The 21,834-nt window shown below is 67.3% G+C and carries 30 protein-coding genes and 1 pseudogene; 16 read left to right on the top strand and 15 right to left on the bottom strand.

The genetic code is table 11. The features are described from left to right. Positions 1-49 precede the first annotated feature (49 nt). The gene (gene dnaK / locus RN629_RS03965; protein WP_407033974.1) at positions 50-1,948 is read right to left on the bottom strand and encodes a molecular chaperone DnaK; all 1,899 of its coding nucleotides are present in this window, start codon (positions 1,946-1,948) and stop codon (positions 50-52) included. A gap of 180 nt (positions 1,949-2,128) precedes the next feature. Between dnaK and RN629_RS03960 the strand changes: the two genes are divergently transcribed. From RN629_RS03960 to RN629_RS03950, 3 genes are all read left to right on the top strand, one after another. Beyond that, complete coding sequence (locus RN629_RS03960; RefSeq protein ID WP_407033973.1) at positions 2,129-2,566, top strand: copper chaperone PCu(A)C; 438 nt, start codon at positions 2,129-2,131, stop codon at positions 2,564-2,566. Further along, a complete protein-coding gene (locus tag RN629_RS03955; RefSeq protein WP_407033972.1) occupies positions 2,563-3,060 on the top strand; it encodes a vgr related protein in 498 nt (165 codons plus the stop codon). The genes RN629_RS03960 and RN629_RS03955 overlap by 4 nt, the downstream gene beginning before the upstream one ends. A 117-nt stretch (positions 3,061-3,177) precedes the next feature. After that, on the top strand, positions 3,178-4,299 hold the full coding sequence (locus tag RN629_RS03950; RefSeq protein ID WP_407033971.1) for a flagellin N-terminal helical domain-containing protein: 1,122 nt from the start codon (positions 3,178-3,180) through the stop codon (positions 4,297-4,299). A gap of 89 nt (positions 4,300-4,388) precedes the next feature. On the opposite strand, the gene grpE is transcribed toward RN629_RS03950, so the two are convergent. Continuing rightward, complete coding sequence (gene grpE / locus RN629_RS03945) at positions 4,389-4,934, bottom strand: nucleotide exchange factor GrpE (RefSeq protein WP_407033970.1); 546 nt, start codon at positions 4,932-4,934, stop codon at positions 4,389-4,391. Positions 4,935-4,964: 30 nt separating this feature from the next. Beyond that, positions 4,965-6,005 (bottom strand): heat-inducible transcriptional repressor HrcA, encoded by a 1,041-nt coding sequence (hrcA, locus tag RN629_RS03940; protein ID WP_407034165.1) that lies wholly within the window; start codon positions 6,003-6,005, stop codon positions 4,965-4,967. Between the two features lie 140 nt (positions 6,006-6,145). Here hrcA and rph point away from each other — a divergent pair, with 140 nt between their 5' ends. Together rph and rdgB are read left to right on the top strand one after the other, a co-directional pair. After that, positions 6,146-6,862 carry a ribonuclease PH gene (gene rph / locus RN629_RS03935; RefSeq protein ID WP_407033969.1) on the top strand — a complete coding sequence of 239 codons (717 nt, stop codon included), beginning with the start codon at positions 6,146-6,148 and terminating at the stop codon, positions 6,860-6,862. Beyond that, positions 6,859-7,485 carry an RdgB/HAM1 family non-canonical purine NTP pyrophosphatase gene (rdgB, locus tag RN629_RS03930; protein WP_407033968.1) on the top strand — a complete coding sequence of 209 codons (627 nt, stop codon included), beginning with the start codon at positions 6,859-6,861 and terminating at the stop codon, positions 7,483-7,485. Before rph ends, rdgB begins: the two co-directional genes overlap by 4 nt. Before the next feature lie 96 nt (positions 7,486-7,581). Here the strand turns inward: rdgB and RN629_RS03925 are convergent, their stop codons facing one another. After that, complete coding sequence (locus tag RN629_RS03925) at positions 7,582-7,971, bottom strand: hypothetical protein (protein ID WP_407033967.1); 390 nt, start codon at positions 7,969-7,971, stop codon at positions 7,582-7,584. 30 nt (positions 7,972-8,001) lie between these two features. Further along, the gene (locus tag RN629_RS03920) at positions 8,002-8,619 is read right to left on the bottom strand and encodes a CAP domain-containing protein (RefSeq protein WP_407033966.1); all 618 of its coding nucleotides are present in this window, start codon (positions 8,617-8,619) and stop codon (positions 8,002-8,004) included. A gap of 1 nt (position 8,620) precedes the next feature. Between RN629_RS03920 and hemW the strand changes: the two genes are divergently transcribed. Continuing rightward, a complete protein-coding gene (gene hemW, locus RN629_RS03915; protein WP_407033965.1) occupies positions 8,621-9,784 on the top strand; it encodes a radical SAM family heme chaperone HemW in 1,164 nt (387 codons plus the stop codon). 3 nt (positions 9,785-9,787) lie between these two features. On the opposite strand, the gene cutA is transcribed toward hemW, so the two are convergent. Together cutA and RN629_RS03905 are read right to left on the bottom strand one after the other, a co-directional pair. Then, a complete protein-coding gene (gene cutA, locus RN629_RS03910) occupies positions 9,788-10,117 on the bottom strand; it encodes a divalent-cation tolerance protein CutA (RefSeq protein ID WP_407033964.1) in 330 nt (109 codons plus the stop codon). A 5-nt stretch (positions 10,118-10,122) separates the two neighbouring features. Further along, complete coding sequence (locus RN629_RS03905) at positions 10,123-11,352, bottom strand: penicillin-binding protein activator (RefSeq protein WP_407033963.1); 1,230 nt, start codon at positions 11,350-11,352, stop codon at positions 10,123-10,125. Here RN629_RS03905 and rsmI point away from each other — a divergent pair. From rsmI to gmk, 7 genes are all read left to right on the top strand, one after another. Continuing rightward, entirely contained in the window at positions 11,351-12,220 is an 870-nt protein-coding gene (gene rsmI, locus RN629_RS03900) for a 16S rRNA (cytidine(1402)-2'-O)-methyltransferase (RefSeq protein WP_407033962.1), read from the top strand. The genes RN629_RS03905 and rsmI overlap by 2 nt on opposite strands. Positions 12,221-12,281: 61 nt before the next feature. Next, positions 12,282-12,650, top strand: a complete 369-nt coding sequence (locus RN629_RS03895; RefSeq protein ID WP_407033961.1) for an STAS/SEC14 domain-containing protein — start codon at positions 12,282-12,284, stop codon at positions 12,648-12,650. Positions 12,651-12,696: 46 nt separating this feature from the next. After that, positions 12,697-13,074, top strand: a complete 378-nt coding sequence (locus RN629_RS03890; protein ID WP_407033960.1) for a YraN family protein — start codon at positions 12,697-12,699, stop codon at positions 13,072-13,074. Positions 13,075-13,158: 84 nt separating this feature from the next. Further along, complete coding sequence (gshB, locus tag RN629_RS03885) at positions 13,159-14,121, top strand: glutathione synthase (RefSeq protein ID WP_407033959.1); 963 nt, start codon at positions 13,159-13,161, stop codon at positions 14,119-14,121. 84 nt (positions 14,122-14,205) lie between these two features. After that, positions 14,206-14,415: a hypothetical protein gene (locus tag RN629_RS03880; protein WP_407033958.1), complete on the top strand. Its 210-nt coding sequence runs from the start codon at positions 14,206-14,208 to the stop codon at positions 14,413-14,415. Continuing rightward, positions 14,412-14,624: a hypothetical protein gene (locus tag RN629_RS03875; RefSeq protein ID WP_407033957.1), complete on the top strand. Its 213-nt coding sequence runs from the start codon at positions 14,412-14,414 to the stop codon at positions 14,622-14,624. The genes RN629_RS03880 and RN629_RS03875 overlap by 4 nt, the downstream gene beginning before the upstream one ends. Before the next feature lie 80 nt (positions 14,625-14,704). Continuing rightward, the gene (gene gmk, locus RN629_RS03870; protein WP_407033956.1) at positions 14,705-15,364 is read left to right on the top strand and encodes a guanylate kinase; all 660 of its coding nucleotides are present in this window, start codon (positions 14,705-14,707) and stop codon (positions 15,362-15,364) included. Positions 15,365-15,491: 127 nt separating this feature from the next. Here the strand turns inward: gmk and RN629_RS03865 are convergent, their stop codons facing one another. From RN629_RS03865 to RN629_RS03855, 3 genes are read right to left on the bottom strand one after another with little or no spacing between them, the layout of a single operon-like run. Next, positions 15,492-16,178, bottom strand: a complete 687-nt coding sequence (locus tag RN629_RS03865) for an ATP12 family chaperone protein (RefSeq protein WP_407033955.1) — start codon at positions 16,176-16,178, stop codon at positions 15,492-15,494. After that, the gene (locus RN629_RS03860) at positions 16,175-16,393 is read right to left on the bottom strand and encodes a hypothetical protein (RefSeq protein ID WP_407033954.1); all 219 of its coding nucleotides are present in this window, start codon (positions 16,391-16,393) and stop codon (positions 16,175-16,177) included. Before RN629_RS03860 ends, RN629_RS03865 begins: the two co-directional genes overlap by 4 nt. Then, positions 16,390-17,055, bottom strand: a complete 666-nt coding sequence (locus RN629_RS03855) for an HAD-IA family hydrolase (RefSeq protein ID WP_407033953.1) — start codon at positions 17,053-17,055, stop codon at positions 16,390-16,392. Before RN629_RS03855 ends, RN629_RS03860 begins: the two co-directional genes overlap by 4 nt. A gap of 174 nt (positions 17,056-17,229) precedes the next feature. On the opposite strand from RN629_RS03855, the gene RN629_RS03850 reads away from it, so the two are divergent. Beyond that, the gene (locus RN629_RS03850; protein ID WP_407034164.1) at positions 17,230-17,619 is read left to right on the top strand and encodes a glycine zipper 2TM domain-containing protein; all 390 of its coding nucleotides are present in this window, start codon (positions 17,230-17,232) and stop codon (positions 17,617-17,619) included. Positions 17,620-17,735: 116 nt separating this feature from the next. On the opposite strand, the gene RN629_RS03845 is transcribed toward RN629_RS03850, so the two are convergent. The 3 genes from RN629_RS03845 to RN629_RS03835 all read right to left on the bottom strand — a co-directional run bounded on the left by RN629_RS03845 (position 17,736) and on the right by RN629_RS03835 (position 20,031). Beyond that, complete coding sequence (locus RN629_RS03845; RefSeq protein WP_407033952.1) at positions 17,736-18,827, bottom strand: RluA family pseudouridine synthase; 1,092 nt, start codon at positions 18,825-18,827, stop codon at positions 17,736-17,738. After that, complete coding sequence (crcB, locus tag RN629_RS03840) at positions 18,824-19,198, bottom strand: fluoride efflux transporter CrcB (protein ID WP_407033951.1); 375 nt, start codon at positions 19,196-19,198, stop codon at positions 18,824-18,826. Before crcB ends, RN629_RS03845 begins: the two co-directional genes overlap by 4 nt. A gap of 74 nt (positions 19,199-19,272) precedes the next feature. After that, positions 19,273-20,031, bottom strand: coding sequence for a hypothetical protein (locus RN629_RS03835; protein ID WP_407033950.1), 759 nt, complete (start codon positions 20,029-20,031; stop codon positions 19,273-19,275). A 105-nt stretch (positions 20,032-20,136) separates the two neighbouring features. Here RN629_RS03835 and RN629_RS03830 point away from each other — a divergent pair, with 105 nt between their 5' ends. Further along, on the top strand, positions 20,137-20,358 hold the full coding sequence (locus RN629_RS03830; protein WP_407033949.1) for a hypothetical protein: 222 nt from the start codon (positions 20,137-20,139) through the stop codon (positions 20,356-20,358). Positions 20,359-20,608: 250 nt separating this feature from the next. Here the strand turns inward: RN629_RS03830 and RN629_RS03825 are convergent, their stop codons facing one another. Beyond that, entirely contained in the window at positions 20,609-20,917 is a 309-nt protein-coding gene (locus RN629_RS03825; RefSeq protein WP_407033948.1) for a glycine zipper 2TM domain-containing protein, read from the bottom strand. Between the two features lie 137 nt (positions 20,918-21,054). Between RN629_RS03825 and RN629_RS03820 the strand changes: the two genes are divergently transcribed. Continuing rightward, positions 21,055-21,702, top strand: a complete 648-nt coding sequence (locus RN629_RS03820) for a trimeric intracellular cation channel family protein (protein WP_407033947.1) — start codon at positions 21,055-21,057, stop codon at positions 21,700-21,702. Positions 21,703-21,715: 13 nt separating this feature from the next. Here RN629_RS03820 and RN629_RS03815 read toward each other — a convergent pair. Beyond that, a pseudogene (locus RN629_RS03815) lies at positions 21,716-21,834 on the bottom strand (IS5-like element IS711 family transposase); the annotation flags it as partial.

Raw genomic sequence — 21,834 nt, 5'->3', positions numbered from 1 at the left:
TGCGAAAGCCATGGCCCGGCCCACCCACAGGCGGACCGGGCCGATGGTCTTACTTCGTGTCGTCGACTTCCGAGAATTCGGCGTCGACCACATCGTCCTGCTTGGCCGCACCAGCATCGGCGGCAGGCGAGGCTTCCGCCTGCTGCTGCTTCTCGTAGATCGCCTGGCCCAGCTTCATCGCGACCTGCGCGAGGGCCTGCGCCTTCTCGTTCATCGCATCGGGATCGCCACCCTCGACCGCAGCCTTGGCGTCGGCCACGGCCGCCTCGATCTCGGACTTCAGCGCGGCGTCGACCTTGTCGCCATTGTCGGCGAGCTGACGCTCGGTGGTGTGGATCAGCGATTCGGCGTTGTTCTTCGCCTCGGCACCGGCACGACGCTTCTTGTCCTCCTCGGCGAACTTCTCCGCGTCGCGGACCATCTGGTCGATGTCGTTGTCCGACAGGCCGCCACTAGCCTGGATGCGGATCTGCTGCTCCTTGCCGGTGCCCTTGTCCTTGGCCGAGACGTTGACGATGCCGTTGGCGTCAATGTCGAACGTCACCTCGATCTGCGGCACGCCACGCGGTGCAGGGGGGATGCCGACCAGGTCGAACTGACCCAGCAGCTTGTTGTCCTGCGCCATCTCGCGCTCGCCCTGGAAGACCCGGATCGTCACCGCATTCTGGTTGTCGTCGGCGGTCGAATAGACCTGGCTCTTCTTGGTCGGGATCGTGGTGTTGCGGTCGATCATCTTGGTCATGATGCCGCCCAGCGTCTCGATCCCCAGCGACAGCGGGGTCACGTCGAGCAGCAGCACGTCCTTGACGTCGCCCTGCAGCACGCCCGCCTGGATCGCGGCGCCCATGGCGACGACTTCGTCGGGGTTGACGCCGGTATGCGGGTCCTTGCCGAAGAAGTTCTTCACCACCTCACGCACGCGCGGCATACGGGTCATGCCGCCCACCAGCACCACGTCGGCGATCTCGTCGGCCTTCATGCCCGCATCGGCCAGCGCCTTCTTGCACGGCTCCAGCGTACGCTGGATCAGGTCCTCGACCAGCCGCTCCAGATCGGCGCGGGTGATCGTCTTCACCAGATGCTTCGGACCGTTCTGGTCGGCGGTGATGAAGGGCAGGTTGACCTCGGTCGACTGCGCCGAGGACAGCTCGATCTTCGCCTTTTCGGCGGCTTCCTTCAGACGCTGGAGCGCCAGCTTGTCCTTGGTGAGGTCGATGCCCTCTTCCTTCTGGAAGCCCGACGCCAGGAAATCGACGATCTTGTTGTCGAAATCCTCGCCGCCCAGGAAGGTGTCGCCGTTGGTCGCCTTCACCTCGAACACGCCGTCGCCGATCTCGAGGATCGAGATGTCGAAGGTGCCGCCGCCAAGGTCATAGACCGCGATCGTCTTGCCGTCCTGCTTCTCCAGGCCATAGGCGAGCGCCGCCGCGGTCGGCTCGTTGATGATGCGCAGCACTTCGAGGCCCGCGATCTGGCCGGCGTCCTTGGTCGCCTGGCGCTGCGCGTCGTTGAAATAGGCGGGGACCGTGATCACCGCCTGCGTCACCGTCTCGCCCAGATAGCTCTCGGCGGTTTCCTTCATCTTCTGGAGCGTGAAGGCGCTGATCTGCGACGGGCTGTAATCCTTGCCGCCCGCATTGACCCACGCATCGCCATTGGGCCCGCGCGCGATCGAATAGGGAACCAGCTCGGTATCCTTGCGGGTGACCGGATCGTCGAAGCGACGGCCGATCAGGCGCTTCACCGCGAAGATGGTGTTGTCGGGGTTGGTCACCGCCTGGCGCTTGGCAGGCTGGCCGATCAGGCGCTCGCCATCCTTAGCGAAGGCGACGATCGACGGCGTGGTGCGCGCGCCTTCCGCGTTTTCGATGACCTTGGGCTTGCCACCCTCCATGACAGCGACGCAGCTGTTGGTGGTGCCGAGGTCGATGCCGATCACTTTTGCCATAAGTCTCTAGATGCCCCTCAAGAACATAGCCTGGAAGTCCAAATGCCGGAGTTCCCTGGTCCCGTCAGCGGCAACCCGAAAACCCCGTTCACGAGGCGGATATAGGTGGGCGATCCGTTGCCGCAAGATTGCATGGAACCTAGGGTGGTTTCGGGATTTGCCGAAAAGGAATGGTTTGTGATGCGCCGCGCTGTATTTCCGGGACTGGCCATGCTGGCCGCCACCCTTCCGCTCGCCGGGTGCAGCAGCAAACCGCAGCTCTATGCCGAGGAGGGCTGGGTCCGCCTGGCCGCCGTGCCGGGGCGTCCGGCGGCGGCCTATTTCATCGTCCATGGCGGACCCAAGCCGGTAAAGCTCATCTCGGTCGGCAGCGATGTCGCGATCACCACCGAGATGCATGAAGGCGGCATGGCGATGCGCCGGGTGGACAGCGTACCGATCCCCGCCGGCGGCACCGTCGCGTTCCAACCGGGCGGACGGCATGTGATGTTGTACGACATGAACCCCGGGGTGAAGCCGGGCCGGATTCTGTCGCTGCTGCTCACCTTCTCCGACGGCACCCGCCTGCATCAGGGAGCGCGGGTGATCGGGGCGGGCGATCCGGCGCCGCAGGGATGAAGCGTCCGCTGACCCCAGCCGAGGAGCGGCTGGCCCGTTCGGTGTTCGGCGACGCGATCGATTATGCCAGGGTTCGATTATCGCCCACGAAATGGGCGTTTTTCCAGCCGCGCAACACCGTGATGGCCCCCACCGGCTGCATCCATTTCCATCCCGGGGGCGATTTGTGGCGCGAGGATTTCGGGGCCTGCCCGCTCCACGAACAGGGGCTGTTCGTCCATGAGATGGTGCATATCTGGCAGCATCAGCGCGGTCTTTGCCTGCCGCTCATGCGCCATCCCTTTTGCCGCTACGATTATGCGCTGAAGCCGGGTCGGGCCTTCACCCGCTATGGCATCGAGCAACAGGCGGAGATCGTCCGCCATGCCTTTCTGCTGAGGCGCGGCGCGACCGTGGCGGGGGCACCGCCGGTGACGCAATATGACACGTTGCTGCCGTTTCGCGGCATGGTCCAGCCGCTCCCCTTGGGCGACGGGAAAGCCGCCGATCCCTAGTCCGCGCGCCCGTTGCGCCTATCCGGGAAAAGCCCGGATGGATTGATCCCCGTCAATTTCGCCAACCGTCCTTCTCGTGCGCGGCACCGCCCGCGCTCGTCACGGATGGGAGGTACCATGACGGTCATCAACACCAACGGCGCCGCGCTTCGCGCAATGGCCGCCACGCAACGCGCCAGTTCCGACCTCGCCCAATCGATGGCCCGGCTGTCATCGGGCCAGCGGATCAATTCGGCCAAGGACGATGCCGCCGGCCTGGCGATCAGCAGTTCCATGACATCGCAGATTCGCGGCATGGCCCAGGGCATCCGCAACGCGATGGACGGCGTCTCGCTGATCCAGACCGCCGACAGCGTGCTGGGCGAAGTGTCCAACATGCTGCAACGCGTCCGCGAACTGGCGGTGCAGGCGGGTTCGGGCACCTATAGCGACAACGACCGGGCGGCCCTCCAAAAGGAAGTCGCCGCGCTATCGACACAGATCGACCAGACGATCCGGCAGGCGTCGTTCAATGGCATCGCGTTGTTCAACGCCAACGCGCCGGTCTATGACAGCAACGGCCAGTTGATGGACTCCAGCATCACGCTGAACGTGCAGGCGGGAGCGAACATCGCGGACACGATCCCGGTTTCGATTCCGCCCATCCCTACCGTCTATTTCCGTCGCGACGCCGGATACTCGAATTATTACTACGCAAGGCTGACCAATCCTCTACCATTCGACTATCTCGGCACCGCCCCCTCCTCGCATCTCGTAACCTTCGACGACTATGTGGCGGGCGGACGCATTGGCGAGGCTGCGATCACCAAAGACGATATCGGACGGATCACCTATCCGGCCGCTGGAGACCAATGGCATGATCCCAATGGATCCTACTACAAGCCCGAGGAATACAACGACTATGCGAAGCGCCGTCAGTTTTCGCTGACCGAAGAACTCAATGTCACCAATCGCTACCGCACCGACCATACGCTGACACGTGTCGACGAGTTGCTGTCGACGGTGGCCAGCGTTCGGGGGCAACTTGGCGCGACCGGGAACCGCCTGGAATCAGCCGTCGCCACGCTGACCAGTCATTCGACGAATTTGACCGAATCGCGATCGCGCATCGCCGACACCGATTATTCGGAAGAGTCGGTCAAACTCGCCCGTGCCCAGATCCTGGCCCAGGCGTCGACCGCGATGCTGGCCCAGGCCAACCAGTCCCAGAAGGATGTGCTCAAGCTGCTGGGCCAGTAACAAAACCGGGCCAGTGACCAGACCGGGCCAGCAACGAAAAAGGGCGGCCCCGAAGGCCCGCCCTTTCGATGGTCACGAAAACCGAAGGATCACTCCGGCTTCTTCGCCACCGCGACCAGCGCGGGACGCAACAGCCGATCCTTGATCATATATCCCGCCTGCATCTCCTGCACGATCGTGCCGGGCTCCTGGTCGGAGGGCATTTCGATCATCGCCTGATGCTTGTTGGGGTCGAGCGCCTGGCCCATCGCCTCGATCTTGCTGATGCCATGACGGCCCAGCACGCTCTCCATCTCACGGCCCGTGGCATCGAGCCCGGTCACCAGCCCCTTCCATTTGTCGTCGACGCGCAGATCGGCGGGGATCGCCGCCAAGGCGCGCTGAAGGTTGTCGGACACCGACAGGATGTCACGCGCAAAGGACGTCGCCGCATAGTTGCGCGCATCGGCCACTTCCTTTTCGGCGCGACGACGCACATTCTGGATTTCTGCCTGGGCATAAAGAAACTGCTGCTTCGCCTCGGCCAGTTGATTCTCCAGTTCGGCCAGACGGTCCTGACCCGCCACTTCGGGCGCGGCCTCGGACGTTTCATCGCGAAGATCGTTCTGGGGTTCGTTCGTCTTGTTGTCGCTCATCATAATCCCTGTTCAACCCGTCATCCGGGGTCAGCCCATTACTCGGGCGAGCGTTGCCGCCGTGAAATCCACCATGGGCACGACGCGGGCATAGTTCAACCGCGTCGGCCCGATTACACCGACCACACCGACCACTTGGCCGTCGAGGCCCCGGAACGGCCGGGCGATCACCGACGACCCCGACAGCGCGAACAATTTATTCTCCGCGCCGATGAAGATCCGCGTCGAATCGCCCGCCCGCGCCGAATCGAGCAACCGCGCGATCTCCTGCTTGCCTTCCAGATCGTCGAGCAGATCGCGAACCCGCTCCAGATCGGCGGCGGCAGCGGCATCGATCAGCCGCCCCTGCCCGCGAACGATCAGGATCGGGCGGCGATCGCCATCCTCGGTCCACACCGCCAGCCCCTGCTCGACCAGCGCGCGCGCCGCCCCGTCCAGCGCCGCCTGACCCGCCGCCAGTTCGCGCTCCAGCCGCTCGCGCGCCTGCCCCAACGTCAACCCGGCCAGCGTCGCGGACAGATAATTGCCCGCCTCGATCAGCGCAGATCCGGTCATGCCCGGCGGCAGTTGCAACACCCGGTTCTCGACCGCGCCATCCTCCGCCACCAGCACGGCAAGCGCCTGGCTCGGCGCGAGCGGGATGAAACCGATCGAGCGCAATATCATCTCGCGCTTGGGCACCATGACCAGCCCGGCACAGGCCGACAGCCCCGACAGCACCGCGGTCGTCGCCGCCAGCGCCTCCTCCACCGGGCCCGACCGCGCCGCGCGCGCCTCGATCGCCGCGCGCTCCTCGACGCTGGGCTCCATGGCGTGCATCATCCCGTCGACGAACAGGCGCAGCCCGGTATCGGTCGGCATCCGCCCGGCACTGGTATGCGGCGCCGCCAGCAGGCCGCGCTCCTCCAGTTCCTGCAACACGTTGCGGATCGAGGCCGGCGACAGGTTGATCCCCGACAGGGCGATCGTCTTCGACCCCACGGGCTGCCCGCTGGCCAGATAGCTGTCGACCACCACGCGAAAAATGTCGCGCGCCCGGTCGGTCAGCTCGGTGATCGGTAGCGTGCCCATGGCCGAAATGTAGGGACGCACGCCGTGCCACTCAACCGCGATCGATCGGTGCCAGGCCATCGTTTGTCCGCTGGCGTCTTCTCTGGCGCAACCGACACGCGACCGTTAGGGGGCTGTCCCCAAGGAACAAGGAGAATATTATGCGCCCGTCCGGCCGGATGCCCGATCAGATGCGCCCGATCACGATCGAGCCGAACTTCACCCGCCACGCCGAGGGATCGGTGCTGATCGGGTTCGGCGACACCAAGGTGCTGGTGACCGCCAGCGTCGAAGAGCGCGTGCCCCCCTTTCTGCGCGGCAAGGGCGAAGGCTGGGTGACGGCGGAGTACGGGATGCTCCCACGCGCCACGCATACGCGCGGCAGCCGTGAGGCGGCCAAGGGCAAGCAGTCGGGGCGCACCCAGGAAATCCAGCGGCTGATCGGCCGTTCCCTGCGCGCCGTCTGCGACCTGAAGGCGCTGGGCGAGCGGCAGATCACGCTCGACTGCGACGTGATCCAGGCCGATGGCGGCACCCGCACCGCCGCGATTTCGGGCGCGTGGGTCGCACTGCGCATGGCGGTCAACACACTGATGGCCGAGGGCAAGCTGACCACCGATCCGATCCGCAACAAGGTCGCCGCCGTCTCGTGCGGCATCCATCAGGGCACGCCCGTCCTCGACCTCGACTATATCGAGGATTCGGCCGCCGATGCGGATGCCAATTTCGTCCTGATCGAGAACGGCCACATCGCCGAGGTGCAGGCGACCGCCGAGCATGCGACCTATGACGAGGAAGCGCTGCTGCGCCTGCTCCGCCTTGCGCGCATGGGCTGCACCGAGATCTTCGCCGCGCAAGAGCGAGCGCTCCACGCATGAGCGGTGAAGGCAATGGCCGCCAGGCGATCCGCAAGTTGGAACCGGGCAAGCTGGTCCTGGCCAGCCATAACAAGGGCAAGATCGTCGAGTTCCGCGAATTGCTGGCCCCTTACGGCGTCGAAGTGATCGCGGCGGGCGACCTTGACCTGCCCGAGCCGGAGGAGACCGGCACGACCTTCGTCGCCAATGCCGAGTTGAAGGCGCTGGCCGCCGCCGATCTGTCGGGGCTGCCCGCGCTTTCGGACGACAGCGGCCTGTGCGTCGACGCGCTGGGCGGCGATCCGGGGCTGTTCTCGGCCCGCTGGGCGGGACCGACCAAGGACTTTGCGATGGCGATGCGCTCGGTCGAGGATCGGCTGAACGAAGAGCCGGACATGAGCCGCACCGCGCATTTCGTCTGTGCGCTGGCGGTCGGATGGCCCGATGGCCATGTGGAATGGTTCGAGGGCCGGGTCGACGGCACGATCGTGTGGCCGCCGCGTGGCGACAAAGGCCATGGCTATGACCCGATCTTCCAGCCCAACGGCTATGACGTGACCTTCGCCGAGATGGACCAGGACGAAAAGAACCGCATCAGCCACCGCGCCGATGCGTTCGGCCAGCTGGTGAAGGCGGTATTCTGAATCGATGCGGACCGCCCGGCTGTCGGGCGGTCCGTCCACCACGGATTCCGCGTCACGCCCGGCAAGGGCCGGAACGATGGGAGCGCGCGGGTCGTCCTACCGCTTCGCCAGACGCCGCCGGTTGGCGGTGACCGTCCGGTGCACCGGCGTCATCGCCTGCACCGGCATCGACGCGCCGATCAGCATGGCGCGCGCCATCGCTTCCCACGCATCGATGATCCCGCCGCGCGGATCGCGCCGCGACAGCCGCGACAGCGCCGCCTGATCGCGCTTGAGCGACCGGGCGGACTGGTCGAGCGCCTTGACCTTTTCGCTGACCATCAGCGTCATTTCCGCCGCCGAGGACGTCCCCGTCGCCATCGCGCCGAGCCGCGCCGCGATCACCGACTGGGCGCTCAGCGCCGCCTCGCCCGCCATCACCGCAAAGCGCGACGGCGCCGTCCAGAAGCCGACCCACGCCATCGGATCATAGGGATTGGCCTTCATGTCCCACCTTCCCATCGTTCGTCCCGGGGGTCAGAATGCCCGTTCCCCAAAGACGTTGCCTGTCGGACTATAACGGCAAACGAGGAAATCGTCGCGCGCATTGCTCGCCATCGCGCATCCGACCGCCGCCGACCGGGCCCAGACGATCTGGGTATAATGCGCGACATCCCCGAAATCGCCCGTCCGGCTGGCCTGGGGCACGGGCATGTTCACGAAATCGCGCTGCTCGGCCACCCAATGGCCCATCATTTCGTCATAGCGATAGGCCCCGCGCGTGCCGGTCCACAGATTCTCGCCCTGTCGCGCCGGGCCGAGGGGCTGGTGCGAATGCTCGAATCGGCGGGTGCGCGCCAGTTCGCGCGCATAGGCCAGCGCATCCGCCGCCAGTCCGTCATCCCAGACCAGCGGCGCCAGCCCGACCTCGGCCCGCGCCGCGCGGTGGCCGTTCATCATCGCCTGCCGCAACAATCCCGCGCCGCGCGGGGCGGGTGCGTCGGACACCCGCTCCTCAACCACCCGCGCGGGCGGCCGCTCGGTCGAGGCCGGGCGCGAAGGGACCATCGGCCCGCAGGCGGCCAGCAGCAGGGCGAGAGCGGGCAGCGATAAGAGATGGCGAAACAGCGACATCGGCGCCATATCGGGTGGCATCATGCCCTCCGCAATATCGTCGCCCCCCGCTCCATTGGCGCTCTATGTCCATTGGCCCTTCTGCGTTTCCAAATGCCCTTATTGCGATTTCAACAGCCATGTCCGCGAATCGGTGGACCAGGCCGCCTGGGCCAAGGCGCTGCTCGCCGACCTGGCGCATGAGGCCGCGGCGCTGCCGGGTCGGCGGCTGACCTCGATCTTCTTCGGCGGCGGTACCCCCTCGCTGATGCCGCCCGCCACCGTCGCCGCGATCCTGGACGCGGCCGAACGGCATTGGGGCTTTGCCGAGGGGATCGAGATCACGCTGGAGGCCAATCCCTCCTCCGTCGAGGCCGCGCGCTTCGCCGATCTGGCCGCCGCCGGGGTCAATCGCGCCTCGCTCGGCGTGCAGGCGCTGGACGACGATGCGCTGCGCTTCCTGGGCCGCGCGCACGGCGTCGACGAGGCGCTGCGCGCGCTCCAGACCGCGCAAGGCGTGTTCGGCCGGGTCAGCTTCGACCTGATCTATGCCCGCCCCGGCCAGCCGCTGCCCGACTGGGAGGCCGAACTGACCCGCGCGCTCGGGTACGGGACCGAGCATCTGTCGCTCTACCAACTCACCATCGAACCCGGCACGCGCTTCCACACCGAAGCGGCGGCGGGGCGGCTGACCATCCCCGATGGCGATGCGGCGGCCGACCTGTTCGAGACGACGCGCGCGATCACCGCTGCCGCCGGGCTGCCCGCCTATGAAACCTCCAACCATGCGCGGCCAGGGGCGGAGAGCCGCCACAACCTGACCTATTGGCGCTATGGCGACTATGCCGGGATCGGCCCCGGCGCGCATGGCCGGCGCGAGGGCGTGGCGACCGCACGCCGCAAGAAGCCGGAAAACTGGATGGGCGCGGTCGAGCGCAACGGCCATGGCATCGAGACGGAGGAAACGCTTGCGCCCGTCACCCGCGCAACCGAAGCCCTGGTCATGGGCCTGCGCCTGACCGAGGGCGTCGACCTTCGCCGAATCGCGGCGCTGGCGGAGGGACGCGCGATGCTCGACGAGGCGAATATCGCCCGGCTGTCCGAACAGGGCTTGCTACGCCGCGATGACGCGCGGTTGATCGTAACGGACGCGGGCGCGTTGCTGCTCGACGCGATCCTGCGTGAGGTGGTGCGGACCGACGACTGAGCGTCAGTCCTCCCACCCCACCGATTGCCGCACCCATTCGGCATAAGCGGGGGCGGCGTCGGCGATCGGCACGGCAAGGATTTCCGGCACGTCATAATCGTGCAGTTCGGTCGTCGCCTCGCACAAGGCGGCGTAGCGCCCCCGCACGGTCTTGCCATGCAGCATCCATTCCGGCGCGTGCCGCACCGCGCCATCCCACCGATACCAGCTTTCGATCGGCATCATCTGCACACAGGCCGCCAGCCGCCGTTCCACCAGAGACTGCGCGATGGCCGCGGCATTCTCCCTGCTCCCCGCCGCGCACATCACCAGCAGCAGATCGCCATCGCGCAACGTGCCTATCCCCCGAAGCCGGTCGGCGCGGGCGATACGGTGACGGCGGCACCGTCGCGAATTTCCTGCACCTCCAGCGCGCGTTCGGCGACGCCGTCGCGGCCGAAGCGGAACGCACCATCGATCCCGGCAAAGCCGTCCGAGGCCCGCAGGCGCGATTCGGGGAACGGCGCGTTGATCTTCCAATCGCGCGCGATCCGCACGGTCAGCAGCACCGCGTCATAGCCCAGGCTCGACAGGCGATAGGGCGCGGCCTTGTATCGCGCGCGATATTTGGTCGCATACTGCCGGTAGAGGCTGTTCGACACGCTGGCGAACCAGGCGCCATTGAGCGGCGCGCGCGTTGCGATGCCCGATTCGGAGTTCCACAACTCTGTCCCCAGCAGCCGGGTGGTTGCGCCCGATCCGCGCTTGATGATCGGGGCCACAGCCGCCGCCGCGCCGCCATCGGCGATCAGCACCGCGTCATATGGCGCCTTGGCGTTCAGCCGTTGCGCCGCGCCGGTCAGGCCGCCCGCCACACGGCCATAGGGCTGGAGCGAGACGACCTGCCCCCCCGCCCCTTCGACCGCGCGCAGAAAGGCGGTGGAGGTGCGCTCGCCATACAGGCCGTTGGGCACCAGCCCGGCAAAGCTGGTGACACCGCGTCCGCGCGCATAATCGACGACCCGCTCGATCGACTGGGCGGGGGTATAGCCCATCAGATAGGTGCCGCCCCCGCCCACGCCGGTGTCGTTGGAAAAGCTGATGACCGGCACCCGCGCGGCGCGCGCGATCGGGGCGACGGCGCGGACATCCTCGGACAGCAGCGGCCCCAGGATCAGTTGCGCGCCCTCGGCGATCGCGCGCTGCGCCGCCGCCGCCGCGCCCGGCGTCGTGTCGTAATTGGTGATTCGGATCGTGTCCGCCTGCGTATCGAGCAGCGCCATCATCGTCGCATTGGCGATGGACTGGCCCACCCCGGCATTGCTGCCCGACAGGGGCACCAGCAACGCGACCCGGTGGCGCGCCGTATCCCGCGGCAGGCCGGGCTCCACCTCGGGGGTGGGACGCGGCGTGGTGGGCACGGGCCGCGTCTCGGGCTGCTCGACCGGGCCGCGCGGAACGATCGTCTGGCACGCCGCCAGCGCCAGCGTCGTCGCCAGCGCCACGGCGCGGCCCCAGCGCCCCGATAATCGCGGGAAGCGGCCCCGAATGACGGCCCCCGGTTGTGCGAACAGCCCTGCCTCTGTCATGACGATCCCCGTGACCCATTCCGAACCTAGTCTCGAACCCGGCCTGTACATCGTCGCGACCCCCATCGGCAATCTCGGCGATCTGTCCCCGCGCGCGGCCAACATATTGACGAACGCCGATGTCATCGCGGTCGAGGACAGCCGCGTGACCGCCGGGCTGCTGCGCCATATCGGCGTCAAGCGGCCGATGCAGCCCTATCACGACCATAATGCCGAGCATGTCCGCCCGGGCCTGATCGCGCGGATGGCGACCCAGGCGGTGGCGCTGGTGTCCGACGCGGGCACGCCGCTGATCTCCGATCCGGGCTACAAGCTGGTCCGCGATGCGCGCGCGGCGGGGCATATGGTAGTGACGATCCCCGGCCCCTGCGCCGCCATCGCCGCGCTGACGCTGGCTGGGCTGCCGACCGACCGATTCCTGTTCGCGGGCTTCCTGCCGCCCAAGGAAAAGGCGCGCGCCGACGCGATCGCCGAGATCGCAGGCATCCGCGCGACGCTGGTCCTCTACGAATCGGGGCCTCGCCTGGCGGCGACGCTGACCGCGCTGGCGCAAGGACTGGGCGACCGCGAGGCGGCGGTCACGCGCGAGATCACCAAGAAGTTCGAGGAGGCGGTGACCGGCACCCTTTCCACCCTGGCCGCACGCTATGCCGAGGGCGGGCCGAAGGGCGAGATCGCGATCGTCATCGCGCCGCCCGGCGAAGCGCCCCCCGCCAGCGACCAGGATGCCGACGCCGCGCTGGCCGAGGCGCTGACCCGCCTGCCGGTCGGACGCGCCGCAAGCGAAGTCGCCAAGGCGTTGGGAATGGACCGGAAAACGCTTTACGCGCGCGCGCTGGCAATGAAGGATGGCCCGACCGGGGACTAATCCGCCGGTCTCGCGGACGGGCCAGCCGCGTCGAACGGGATTATGGTCGGGAGAGCCGGGCATGTACAATTACACCTTTCGCCACGATCTCGACCTGCTCGACATCCAATGGACCGGGCTATTCACCCCCGAGGTGGCGGAACGCTACGCGCGAGAAATGATCGATGCGTTCCGCCGCAGCGGCTTCGCGCCCGGCTATCGCCTGCGAATCGACATGAGCATGATCCGCGTCCAGCCCGCCGATGCGATCATGGTGGTGCACCAGAATCTGCGCGAGTTCCCGCGCGCCAGCCGCATCGCCATGGTAACGCCCAGCGCGATCGCCCGGCACCAGATCCTGCGCCTGATGACCCAGCCCTATCTGCGGATCTTCGACACGCCCGAACCCGCGCTGGACTGGCTCACCGCAACGGCGGACCCGAAGGCCTGACATGCAAGGGATGCGGGGCGTCGGGCGATCGGCTATCACCCCACGCATGCGCTCCGTCCCACCCAACGCCGTGCGTGATCGCCGTGTCGCCGAAGCCGCTGGCCGGCGCGGCGAACGGCTCGCGGCGTGGTGGCTGCGGCTGAAGGGCTGGACCATTCTCGACCGCCGCGTTCGGACACCGGCGGGCGAGGTCGACCTGGTCGCGCGGCGCGGGACGCTGGTGGCGTTTGTCGAGGTGAAGACCCGCAAGACCGCCGCCGACCTTGATTTCGCGATCGATGCGCGGCGGCTGGCACGGGTAGCGGCGGCGGCGGAAGTGCTGATGCCGCGCTATGCCGGGCCGGGCGACGATATCCGGGTCGACGTCGTCCTGCTCGCCCCCGGCACCCGGCCGCGCCACATCGAAAATGCATGGTGCGGCTGACACGCGGGTGACAGGCGCGCGGCCAGCCATTACCTCCGCGGGCGAAGAAGCGGCGTCGTTCCGCGCGCAAGGAAGGAAATCCCCATGTCCCAGTCCCTGACCGTCGCCGTCCAGATGGACCCGATGGACCAGATCAACGTCGCGGGCGATTCGACCTTCGCGCTGATGCTCTCGGCGCAGGCGCGCGGCCATCGGCTGTTCCATTATGACGCCGGTGATCTGAACTGGTCCGATGGGCATCTCTGGACCCGCGCGCATCCCGTCACCGTGCAGCGCGTCGCGGGCGATCACTTCACCTTCGGCGATCCGGTGAAGCTCGATCTGGGCGACGAAGCCGATGTCGTCCTGATGCGACAGGACCCGCCTTTCGACCTGGGCTATATCACCGCCACCCACCTGCTGGAGCGGGTCGCGGACAAGACGCTGGTCGTCAACAACCCGCGCAGCGTGCGCAACGCGCCCGAAAAGGTCTTCGTCCTCGACTATCCGCAGTTCATGCCGCCGACGCTGGTCACCCGCTCGCTGGACGAAGCGCGGGCGTTCCTGGCGCAGCATGGCGAGATCGTCATCAAGCCGCTGCACGGCAATGGCGGCAAGGCCATCTTCAAGGTCGGGCGCGACGGCGCGAACCTGTCGGCGCTGATCGAGGTGTTCAACACCGCCTATCGCGAACCGCATATGGTGCAGGCGTTCCTGCCCGCCGTGGCGAAGGGCGACAAGCGCATCGTCCTGATCGATGGCGAGGTGGCGGGCGCGATCAACCGCCTGCCCGGTGAAGGCGAGATCCGCTCCAACCTGGCGGTCGGCGGATCGGCGGAGAAGACCGAACTGACGGCGCGCGAGCGCGAGATCTGTGCGGTGCTGGGCCCCGAACTCAAGCGGCGCGGGCTGCTGTTCGTCGGGATCGACGTGATCGGCGGCGAATGGCTGACCGAAATCAACGTCACCTCGCCCACCGGCATCGTCGCGATCGAAAAATTCGACGGCACCGATGTCGCCGCGATGATCTGGTCCGCGATCGAGACGAAGGTCGCCGCCTCGCGCTGACCGGCCGTCCTTCTCTTTCGTCGCCACGGAACCCATCGTGCCTCCCGCGCTTTTCCTGCCTCGAGCAAGCAAAGGGCATGAGCTATGGGTGCAACGACAATAGGAGCGATCGTCGGGGCGGCGATCGACGGCCTGTCGGGCGATGACGGTGTCGCCGACGGCGCGATCATCGGCGCGGTGGGGGCGAATGCCCTGAAGATCATCGTGCCGATCGCCCTCACCTATGCGGTGGGCTGGGCGGTGCTGCGCGGTGCGGGCGAACTCAAGAACCGGGTTTTCGGAGACGTACAATGATCGGCCGCATCATCGGCGCGCTGGTGGGTAGCGAAATCGGCCGCCGCGAAGGCAATAACGGCGTCAAGGGCGCGATCCTGGGATCGCTGGCAGTCGGCGGCATCCGGCGGCTGGGGCCACTCGGCCTGCTGCTCGGCGGCGGCTATGCAGCGAAAAAGGCCTATGACCGTCACAAGGCGAACAAGGCGGCGCGCGACCTGAACGCCTGATCGGCCCGAGGGTCGGGACGATCCGTGCGGCGTGTCGGGCATGGCTTGACGCGCCGCGGCATCGTGCGCCAAAGGCGGGCATGTCCATCACGCCCGACAACCCAAACGACTCCCACAAGCTGAAGCGTCGCGGGATGCTGTTCGTTCTGTCCTCCCCATCGGGAGCGGGCAAATCGACCATCGCGCGCAAGCTGCTGGCCGACGACGATGGCCTGGAGATGTCGGTGTCGGCGACGACCCGGCCGATCCGTCCGGGCGAAGTCGACGGCAAGGATTATCATTTCGTCGATCTCGAGGAATTTCGCCGCATGGTGGCGAATGACGAGTTCCTGGAATGGGCGCATGTCTTCGACAATCGGTACGGCACGCCGCGCGCGCAGGTCGAGGCGATGCTGGCGGCGGGCAAGGACGTGCTGTTCGACATCGACTGGCAGGGCGCGCAGCAGTTGTTCCAGATCGCGGGCGGCGATGTGGTCCGTGTGTTCATCTTCCCCCCCTCGATGGAGGAACTGCGCCAGCGACTCGAACGCCGCGCCACCGACTCGGTCGAGGTGATCGACGCCCGCATGGCGCGCGCGGCCAATGAGGTCAGCCATTGGGACGGCTATGACTATGTCCTGGTCAATGACGATGTCGAGGAATGCTTCCGGGGCGTAAAGACCATCCTGCAGGCCGAACGCCTCAAGCGCTCGCGCCAGACCGGGCTGATCGGGTTCATCCGAAAGCTGACGACGAAATAGGGGCCGCGCGCTCCCCTCATTCCACCCCGGCGAAGGCCGGGGTGGTGGTACTTTTGGTAGGTCGCCCCCTCTCCCCCACCCCCGTTCAGGCTGAGCGAAGCGAGGTTGGGGTCAACAACGGCAGCCGTTACATCCCCAGCGCCGTCAAAAACCGCACCGCGGCGTCATACTCCCGCCGCTTGGCCTCGCGCGCCTCAATGGCGAAATAATCCTCTCCCCATTGTTCGGCCTGGAAATCCTCATCGACATGCGCCGCCGTCCACACGGCATCCGCATCCGCCGCGCCATCGAGCAGCGCCAGCGCCAGCACCAGCGAGCCGGTGATCGTGACCGCCGGCGACAGCGCGGCCAGATGGAAGGGATCGAGTGTCGCCACCGCCGCGCCCAGCCGCTCGACCGTCGCCACGGGTTGCGGCTGGTGCATGATGCCGGTCACGCGCGTGAAATGCACATCATAGCGATCGCGCGCCCAGTCGAGCAGCGGGTCCCACAGCGCCGCCTGCCGCGCGACCAGTTCCGGCGGAGACTCGGCGCGGTAGCAAAGCAGATCGCTTTCGGCATAGCGCGCCAGCCCCTCGGCAAAGGGGGCCGGGTCGGCCGCGATCCGGTCTATCGCCGCATTGGCCAGCCCGGTCAGCGGCATCGCGCGCGGATCGACCGTCTCGCCGACATCGCGCCACTCGCCCGCCACCGCCTCGGCCAGCGCGGGTGTCGGCAGCGCCAGCGGCACCCGCCCCGGCGTACGCACCGGACGATCGTCCAGCCGCACGACCCGCTCCGCATCGACCGTCACCTCGGTCCAGAACCGCTTCATTCGCCCCCACTCCGCCACCGATGCGCCAGTCCGGCGGGCACGATCGCGATCATCGCCAGCGCCGCCATGACGATGGCCACGCCCAGCGCCTTTTCCGGCCATGCCACGCCGCGCGACGCCAGCATCACCCCGAACAACGCGCCCGCCACGCCGATCAGGCGGACCGCCATGATGATGAACCAGCGCCGCCGCGACCGCGCGTCCTCGGCGTTCATGGCCGCACCAGCAGGTGACGCAGGTCGCCCACTTCCTGCGCGATCACCTCCGCCCCCGCCCGCGCCAGATCGGTCACGTCATGATAGCCCCAGGCGACTCCGACGGCGAAGGCCCCCGCCGCCTTGCCCATCGCCATGTCGAAACTCGTGTCGCCGATCATCGCCACGTCCTGCGCGGCGACCCCTGTTTCGGCCATGGCGGCCAGCACCATCGAGGGATCGGGCTTGGACGGATGCCGGTCGGCGGTCTGCAAGGTCACGAAATGATGCGCCAGCCCATGTTCGGCCAGTACGCGCGCCAGCCCCCGGTCCGACTTGCCGGTGGCGACACCCATCTGCCAGCCCTGCGCCGCCAGATCATCGAGCAGTTCGCGAATGCCGTCGAACAGCGGCTCGGGCTCCATCGCACCTTCGGTGCGCAGGCGGAAGAAGGCGGCCTTATAGTCCCTGGCCAATTGCCGATGGGCCTCGTCCGGCTGGTCGGGGGCCAGCACGCGCATCGCCTCGACCAGGCTCAACCCGACGATGCGGCGGATCGCCGCGGCCGGCGGCGGGGTCAGGCCGGACAGCGCGAACGCCTCCACCGCCGCACGGCAGATATTGGCCTGGCTGTCGACGAGCGTGCCGTCGCAATCGAAAAGGGCAAGGCGCGGTCGCGTCATCGCATCGTCCTATCGCGCCCGTGGCCCGGGGGGAAGCGCGGCGAACCGAACAATTGCATGAACGCCAGCTAACGGGCGCATTCAGCATCCCATCACCGCGAATCGGACATAAGGGGTTCAACGACGACGGGAATCATCCCGCCGCCGCCGGATTGAAGATCAAGGGAGATGACGATGTTCAAGAAGCTCTCGCTCGCCGCAGCCGCCCTTGCCGTCGGCGCGACGGCCATGGTTCCGACCGCCGCCAGCGCGCAACGTTATTATGGCGACCGCTATGAGCGCGCCTATGGCGATGCCTATTCGGACGGTTATAATCGCGGACCGCGCTACGACCGGAGCTATTATGACCGTCGTGGCTATGCCCGTGGCTATTACGACCGTGGCCCGTCGCGCTGCAATAGCGGCACCACCGGCACCATCGTCGGCGCGATCGCCGGCGGCCTGCTGGGCCGCACGATCGACAGCCGTGGCGACCGGACGCTCGGCACGATCCTGGGCGGCGGCGCCGGGGCGCTGGCCGGTCACGCGATCGAAAAGTCGAACAACCCCGGCTATTGCCGCTGATCACCCGGCGTGAGGGAGGGCAGTTTCCTCACCTATCCAGCAACAAGCCCCATCGACCTACTGGCCGGTGGGGCTTTTCATGTCCGGTCCACCCCGCGGGAAGGCGGCGTTTCAGGTCAGCGCGTACCCCGGCCGCGCCGCTCGCCGCGGCGTTCCTTGCGGATCTGCTTGGCATGGGCCTTGGCGCGCTGCTTCAGCACCTCCTTGGGCGGAGGCCCGCGTTCCTCGTCCTGGGGCATGACGTCGCCGCGAATCTCGTCGAAGCCGAGTTGGTTCATGCTCTCGGCGAAATGGCTTGGCAGTTCGGCGGTCTGGTCGATCCGGCCGCCATCGGGATGGTCGACGCGGATGCGGCGCGCGTGCAGGTGCATCTTGCGGCTGATCCCGCCGGTCAGGAACGCCGCCGCGCCACCATATTTGCCATCGCCGACGATCGGATGGCCGATCGCCGCCATATGCACGCGTAGCTGATGCGTGCGACCGGTAAAGGGTTGCAGCTCGACCCAGCAGCAGCGATTGCCCGCGCGCTCGATCACGCGATAGCGCGAGCGGGCGGCTTGGCCGTTTTCCTCGTCGACATGCATCTTCTCGCCGCCGGTGCCCGGCTGCTTGCCGATCGGCAGCTCGATGGTGCCGTCCTCGATCGAGGGCACGCCGACGACCAGCGCCCAATAGATCTTCCTGGCGGTACGGCCCGAGAACGCCTTGGCAAAGAACGCCGCCGACCGCGCGTTGCGCGCGACCAGCAGCGCGCCCGACGTATCCTTGTCGAGCCGATGGACCAGCTTGGGCCGCCCCTCCGCCTCGAACTGGAGCGCGTCGAGCAGGCCATCGACATGGGTGGTCGTCTTGGTCCCGCCCTGAGTCGCCAGGCCCGGCGGCTTGTTCAGCACCAGCGCGTCGCGATCCTTGTGGATGACCAGTTCGCGCGCGAAGGCGATCTCGTCCTCGGACAAGGCGGCGCGCGGACGCATCGGCCTGGCGCTTTCGGCGGGCGCGGGTTCGGCCGGGGGCACGCGCAGCACCTGGCCCGCGGTGATCCGGTCGCCCGGCGTGGCGCGCGCGCCGTCGACGCGCAACTGCCCGGTGCGCGCCCATTTGGCGACGGTGGTGAAGCTGGTGTCGGGCAGATGGCGCTTGAACCAACGGTCGAGCCGGATACCGTCATCGTCATAGCCGACCGTGAATTGGCGGACAAAGTCCGTCATGCAAAAATCCTTGTAAACCAAAGGCCCGCCCACAAAGCGGCAAGCGAGCCCACCAGCGACAGGCCGACATAGCCCAGCGCCAACGCCCCCTGCCCGCGTTCGATCATAAGGATCGTATCGAGCGAGAAGGCGGAAAATGTCGTATAGCCGCCCAGAATGCCGACCCCCAGGAACAGGCGCCAGCCTTCCCCCGCATCGGTCCGCGCCAGCACCCCGGCCAGCACCCCCATCAGCAGGCACCCGATCCAGTTGACCGCGAGCGTCCCGAACGGAAAACCGGGGCCGAACGCGTCAAGCGTCACGCGCCCCGTCAGATACCGTCCCCCCGATCCCAGCGCGCCGCCCAGCATCACGAGTAGAAGCGGTGACATAATCCGCCTCCCCTAGCGCAACAGCGGCCCGCGCGCAAAGAGCAAGCGCGACGCGCCGATGCCGATCCCCTGGGTCAACCGCCCCGAACGATCAGGTCGACGTCCGAACCGCCATCGGGCCGATCGGTGGCATAGATCATATAGGCCGCCGCCTGCCGCGAACCGCCCAGCACATGCTGCGCGCCGTCGCGCTTGTGGTCGGCGTCGAATCCCGCCGCGACGGCCCGGCTATAATAGAAGTTCACGACCTTGTCCGCCGCACCACCCGCGCGGAAGCTGACGATGCGGAAGGCACAACCGCCCGCGTCATTGCCCGCCGCCTCCGACAGCTGGCTGCCCGGATATACGGGGAAAACCGGGGGCATCCGGTTGGCCCAGCCCGCCGAATAGCGCAGGCCCGACAGGCATTGCGCATTGCGCGCCTGCTGCCCGGCAAGTGCCGCCAGGGTCAGCGCATTTTTCGAGGCACGGCATTCGGAACAGTCGTGCGTGGCAGCAGGTGCGGTCTTCAGGGTGCGGCCATCGACCGGATCGGCGGGCGGCGGCAATGTCGGCACCTGATCGGTGACCGGGCGGTCGGGCGGGCGAACCGCATTGGCATTGGATGTCTGGGTCAGGCCGGGATCGACCAGAATCTGCCCGGCCAGCGCCTCTGCCAGCTTGGGGTCGCGCGCGGGCTGGCCATCATGCACCGCCGACAATTCGTTATCGAGCGCGTTGAGTTGCGCATCGTCGTCCGGCGCCCGGCCACAGGCGGCCAGCATCAGAGCCAGAGACAGGCCAAGCGACAGGCCAAGCGGCAGGGTCAGGGCATGGGCACGCGAACGGATCATGGCTTTCGCCTCTAGCATATCCATCAGCAGACATCGTTAACGGTCCGTCGCTTTGCCGCGAGCACCATGGTTGTGGAACCGCATCGCCACCGCCATCTTGGGACCATGTTGAACCTCGTCTCGATCGTCATCGGCATTGTCGCGCTGTTGCTGGGCATCGTGCCGTTCCTGCCCTTCTTCGCCTGGGGCTATTGGTTCGTCATTCCGATCGCGATCGTCGGCGCGGCGATCGGCACGCTGTCGTCGCGCGACAGCGGACGGAACCTGAACCTGATCCTCATTCTGGTCTTCGGGCTGCGCCTGATGCTGGGCGGCGGCCTGATATGAACGCAAGGCGGCCCGGCAGGATATGCTCCCCGGGCCGCCCCGCCGTGACCTTGTGCTATGACCGGGACCGCAACTATGACCGGGACCGCAACAAAGATCATCACGACCATGCTGGCCGGTAAGATAGCGATCAGAATACCATAGTTCCGTTGAAAGATACCGGAAGAACCCGCGGCGATGATCGGCCGGGATCATGAAAAAGGAGCGCCCCCAAAGGGGACGCTCCTTTTTCATTCTTCAGAATCAGGGCTCAGCGGCAGCGACGATTGCTCGTGCTGCGCTCGACCTCGCGGCCGGCCAGCGCGCCGACGGCCGCCCCGCCCAGCGTGCCGAGCGTGCGATCCCCGCGCGTGTCGATCGTGCGCCCCAGCAGCGCACCGGCGACGCCACCGACCACCAGGCCGGTGGTGCCGTTCGGCTTGCGGCAATGGACGCGACCGTCATCGCCGCGCCATTCGCGATATTTGTAGCGGCGCTGCGCATCGGCCGCGGTGGCCGGCAGGACCAGCGACGGCACGACCATGGCCGTGCATCCCAGAGCGAGCATCAATTTCCGCATCTCAAACCATCCTTTCAAAACCGTCTGACGCCGTAACGTGCGTCTTTTACCCTCTGTTGCATGAATGGAAGATAACGTCATGTTCATCCGCCGCCCACGCTATCGTCATGCGCGATCGGGCGCTAGCATGGACCGTGATGTTGCCCGAACCCACCGCCATGCTGCCCGTCGCCATGCCCTGGCTCGACCTGGCGGGGCTTGCCGTCTTTGCCGTGTCCGGCGCGCTGGTCGCGGCCAAACATCGCCAGACGATCGTGACGCTCGTTTTCTTCGCGCTGATCACCGGCGTGGGAGGGGGTACGCTGCGCGATCTGATGCTCGGCGCGCCCGTATTCTGGGTGCATGACGCGCGGGTGCCGGTCGTCTGCCTGATCGCCGCGGTCGCGGTATGGGCCACGCCCGAACGCTGGTGGCGCGGCAGCGCGCTCGACTGGTTCGACGCGGTCGGCCTGGCGGCCTATGCCGTCTATGGCGCGGCCAAGGCCAGCGGCCATGGCATCACCCCGATTCCGGCCGCGATGCTGGGGGTGATGTCGGCCTGTGTCGGCGGGATCATCCGCGACATCATCGCGGGCGAGCCGTCGATCCTGATGCGCCCCGAACTCTATGTCACCGCCGCCGCGCTGGCATCGACCAGCTATGTCGGGCTCATCCTGCTGGGCACGCCCTCATCCGTGGCGGGGCCGCTGGCCGCGCTGGCGGGATTCGCCCTGCGCGGCGCGGCGATCCATTACCGCCTGGCCCTGCCCGCCTATCCGGCCAAGGGATGGGAGGATCGGGGCTAGGTCGCGTCTGCATTTATCGTAGCCAGATCATGGCGCATGCGAGGTGAACGAAGCCCATGAAGGCGGCGATGGTTTTCTCGCAGCGCAGGGCGATACGGCGGAAGCGCTTGAGCTTGTTGAAGAAGCACTCGA

Source organism: Facivitalis istanbulensis (assembly GCF_040560405.1).
In the GTDB taxonomy this organism is placed as follows: Bacteria; Pseudomonadota; Alphaproteobacteria; order Sphingomonadales; family Sphingomonadaceae; genus Sphingomonas; species Sphingomonas istanbulensis.
This window is presented reverse-complemented; position numbering and strand designations above follow the sequence as displayed.

Excerpts from the sequence above, each read along its gene's own strand:
- RN629_RS03830 (WP_407033949.1), top strand. The coding sequence starts at position 20,137 with ATGTTGAACCTCGTCTCGATCGTCATCGGCATTGTCGCGCTGTTGCTG.
- RN629_RS03835 (WP_407033950.1), bottom strand. The coding sequence starts at position 20,031 with ATGATCCGTTCGCGTGCCCATGCCCTGACCCTGCCGCTTGGCCTGTCG.
- RN629_RS03920 (WP_407033966.1), bottom strand. The coding sequence starts at position 8,619 with ATGCCACCCGATATGGCGCCGATGTCGCTGTTTCGCCATCTCTTATCG.
- rph (WP_407033969.1), top strand. The coding sequence starts at position 6,146 with ATGCGCCCGTCCGGCCGGATGCCCGATCAGATGCGCCCGATCACGATC.
- grpE (WP_407033970.1), bottom strand. The coding sequence starts at position 4,934 with ATGAGCGACAACAAGACGAACGAACCCCAGAACGATCTTCGCGATGAA.
- RN629_RS03860 (WP_407033954.1), bottom strand. The coding sequence starts at position 16,393 with ATGAACGCCGAGGACGCGCGGTCGCGGCGGCGCTGGTTCATCATCATG.
- RN629_RS03955 (WP_407033972.1), top strand. The coding sequence starts at position 2,563 with ATGAAGCGTCCGCTGACCCCAGCCGAGGAGCGGCTGGCCCGTTCGGTG.
- RN629_RS03880 (WP_407033958.1), top strand. The coding sequence starts at position 14,206 with ATGGGTGCAACGACAATAGGAGCGATCGTCGGGGCGGCGATCGACGGC.
- RN629_RS03950 (WP_407033971.1), top strand. The coding sequence starts at position 3,178 with ATGACGGTCATCAACACCAACGGCGCCGCGCTTCGCGCAATGGCCGCC.
- rsmI (WP_407033962.1), top strand. The coding sequence starts at position 11,351 with ATGACGATCCCCGTGACCCATTCCGAACCTAGTCTCGAACCCGGCCTG.
- RN629_RS03865 (WP_407033955.1), bottom strand. The coding sequence starts at position 16,178 with ATGAAGCGGTTCTGGACCGAGGTGACGGTCGATGCGGAGCGGGTCGTG.
- RN629_RS03925 (WP_407033967.1), bottom strand. The coding sequence starts at position 7,971 with ATGAAGGCCAATCCCTATGATCCGATGGCGTGGGTCGGCTTCTGGACG.
- RN629_RS03855 (WP_407033953.1), bottom strand. The coding sequence starts at position 17,055 with ATGACGCGACCGCGCCTTGCCCTTTTCGATTGCGACGGCACGCTCGTC.
- hrcA (WP_407034165.1), bottom strand. The coding sequence starts at position 6,005 with ATGGGCACGCTACCGATCACCGAGCTGACCGACCGGGCGCGCGACATT.
- crcB (WP_407033951.1), bottom strand. The coding sequence starts at position 19,198 with ATGTCACCGCTTCTACTCGTGATGCTGGGCGGCGCGCTGGGATCGGGG.
- gshB (WP_407033959.1), top strand. The coding sequence starts at position 13,159 with ATGTCCCAGTCCCTGACCGTCGCCGTCCAGATGGACCCGATGGACCAG.
- hemW (WP_407033965.1), top strand. The coding sequence starts at position 8,621 with ATGCCCTCCGCAATATCGTCGCCCCCCGCTCCATTGGCGCTCTATGTC.
- rdgB (WP_407033968.1), top strand. The coding sequence starts at position 6,859 with ATGAGCGGTGAAGGCAATGGCCGCCAGGCGATCCGCAAGTTGGAACCG.
- gmk (WP_407033956.1), top strand. The coding sequence starts at position 14,705 with ATGTCCATCACGCCCGACAACCCAAACGACTCCCACAAGCTGAAGCGT.
- RN629_RS03825 (WP_407033948.1), bottom strand. The coding sequence starts at position 20,917 with ATGCGGAAATTGATGCTCGCTCTGGGATGCACGGCCATGGTCGTGCCG.
- dnaK (WP_407033974.1), bottom strand. The coding sequence starts at position 1,948 with ATGGCAAAAGTGATCGGCATCGACCTCGGCACCACCAACAGCTGCGTC.
- RN629_RS03890 (WP_407033960.1), top strand. The coding sequence starts at position 12,697 with ATGCGCTCCGTCCCACCCAACGCCGTGCGTGATCGCCGTGTCGCCGAA.
- RN629_RS03850 (WP_407034164.1), top strand. The coding sequence starts at position 17,230 with ATGTTCAAGAAGCTCTCGCTCGCCGCAGCCGCCCTTGCCGTCGGCGCG.
- RN629_RS03875 (WP_407033957.1), top strand. The coding sequence starts at position 14,412 with ATGATCGGCCGCATCATCGGCGCGCTGGTGGGTAGCGAAATCGGCCGC.
- RN629_RS03845 (WP_407033952.1), bottom strand. The coding sequence starts at position 18,827 with ATGACGGACTTTGTCCGCCAATTCACGGTCGGCTATGACGATGACGGT.
- RN629_RS03820 (WP_407033947.1), top strand. The coding sequence starts at position 21,055 with ATGTTGCCCGAACCCACCGCCATGCTGCCCGTCGCCATGCCCTGGCTC.
- RN629_RS03895 (WP_407033961.1), top strand. The coding sequence starts at position 12,282 with ATGTACAATTACACCTTTCGCCACGATCTCGACCTGCTCGACATCCAA.
- RN629_RS03905 (WP_407033963.1), bottom strand. The coding sequence starts at position 11,352 with ATGACAGAGGCAGGGCTGTTCGCACAACCGGGGGCCGTCATTCGGGGC.
- RN629_RS03960 (WP_407033973.1), top strand. The coding sequence starts at position 2,129 with ATGCGCCGCGCTGTATTTCCGGGACTGGCCATGCTGGCCGCCACCCTT.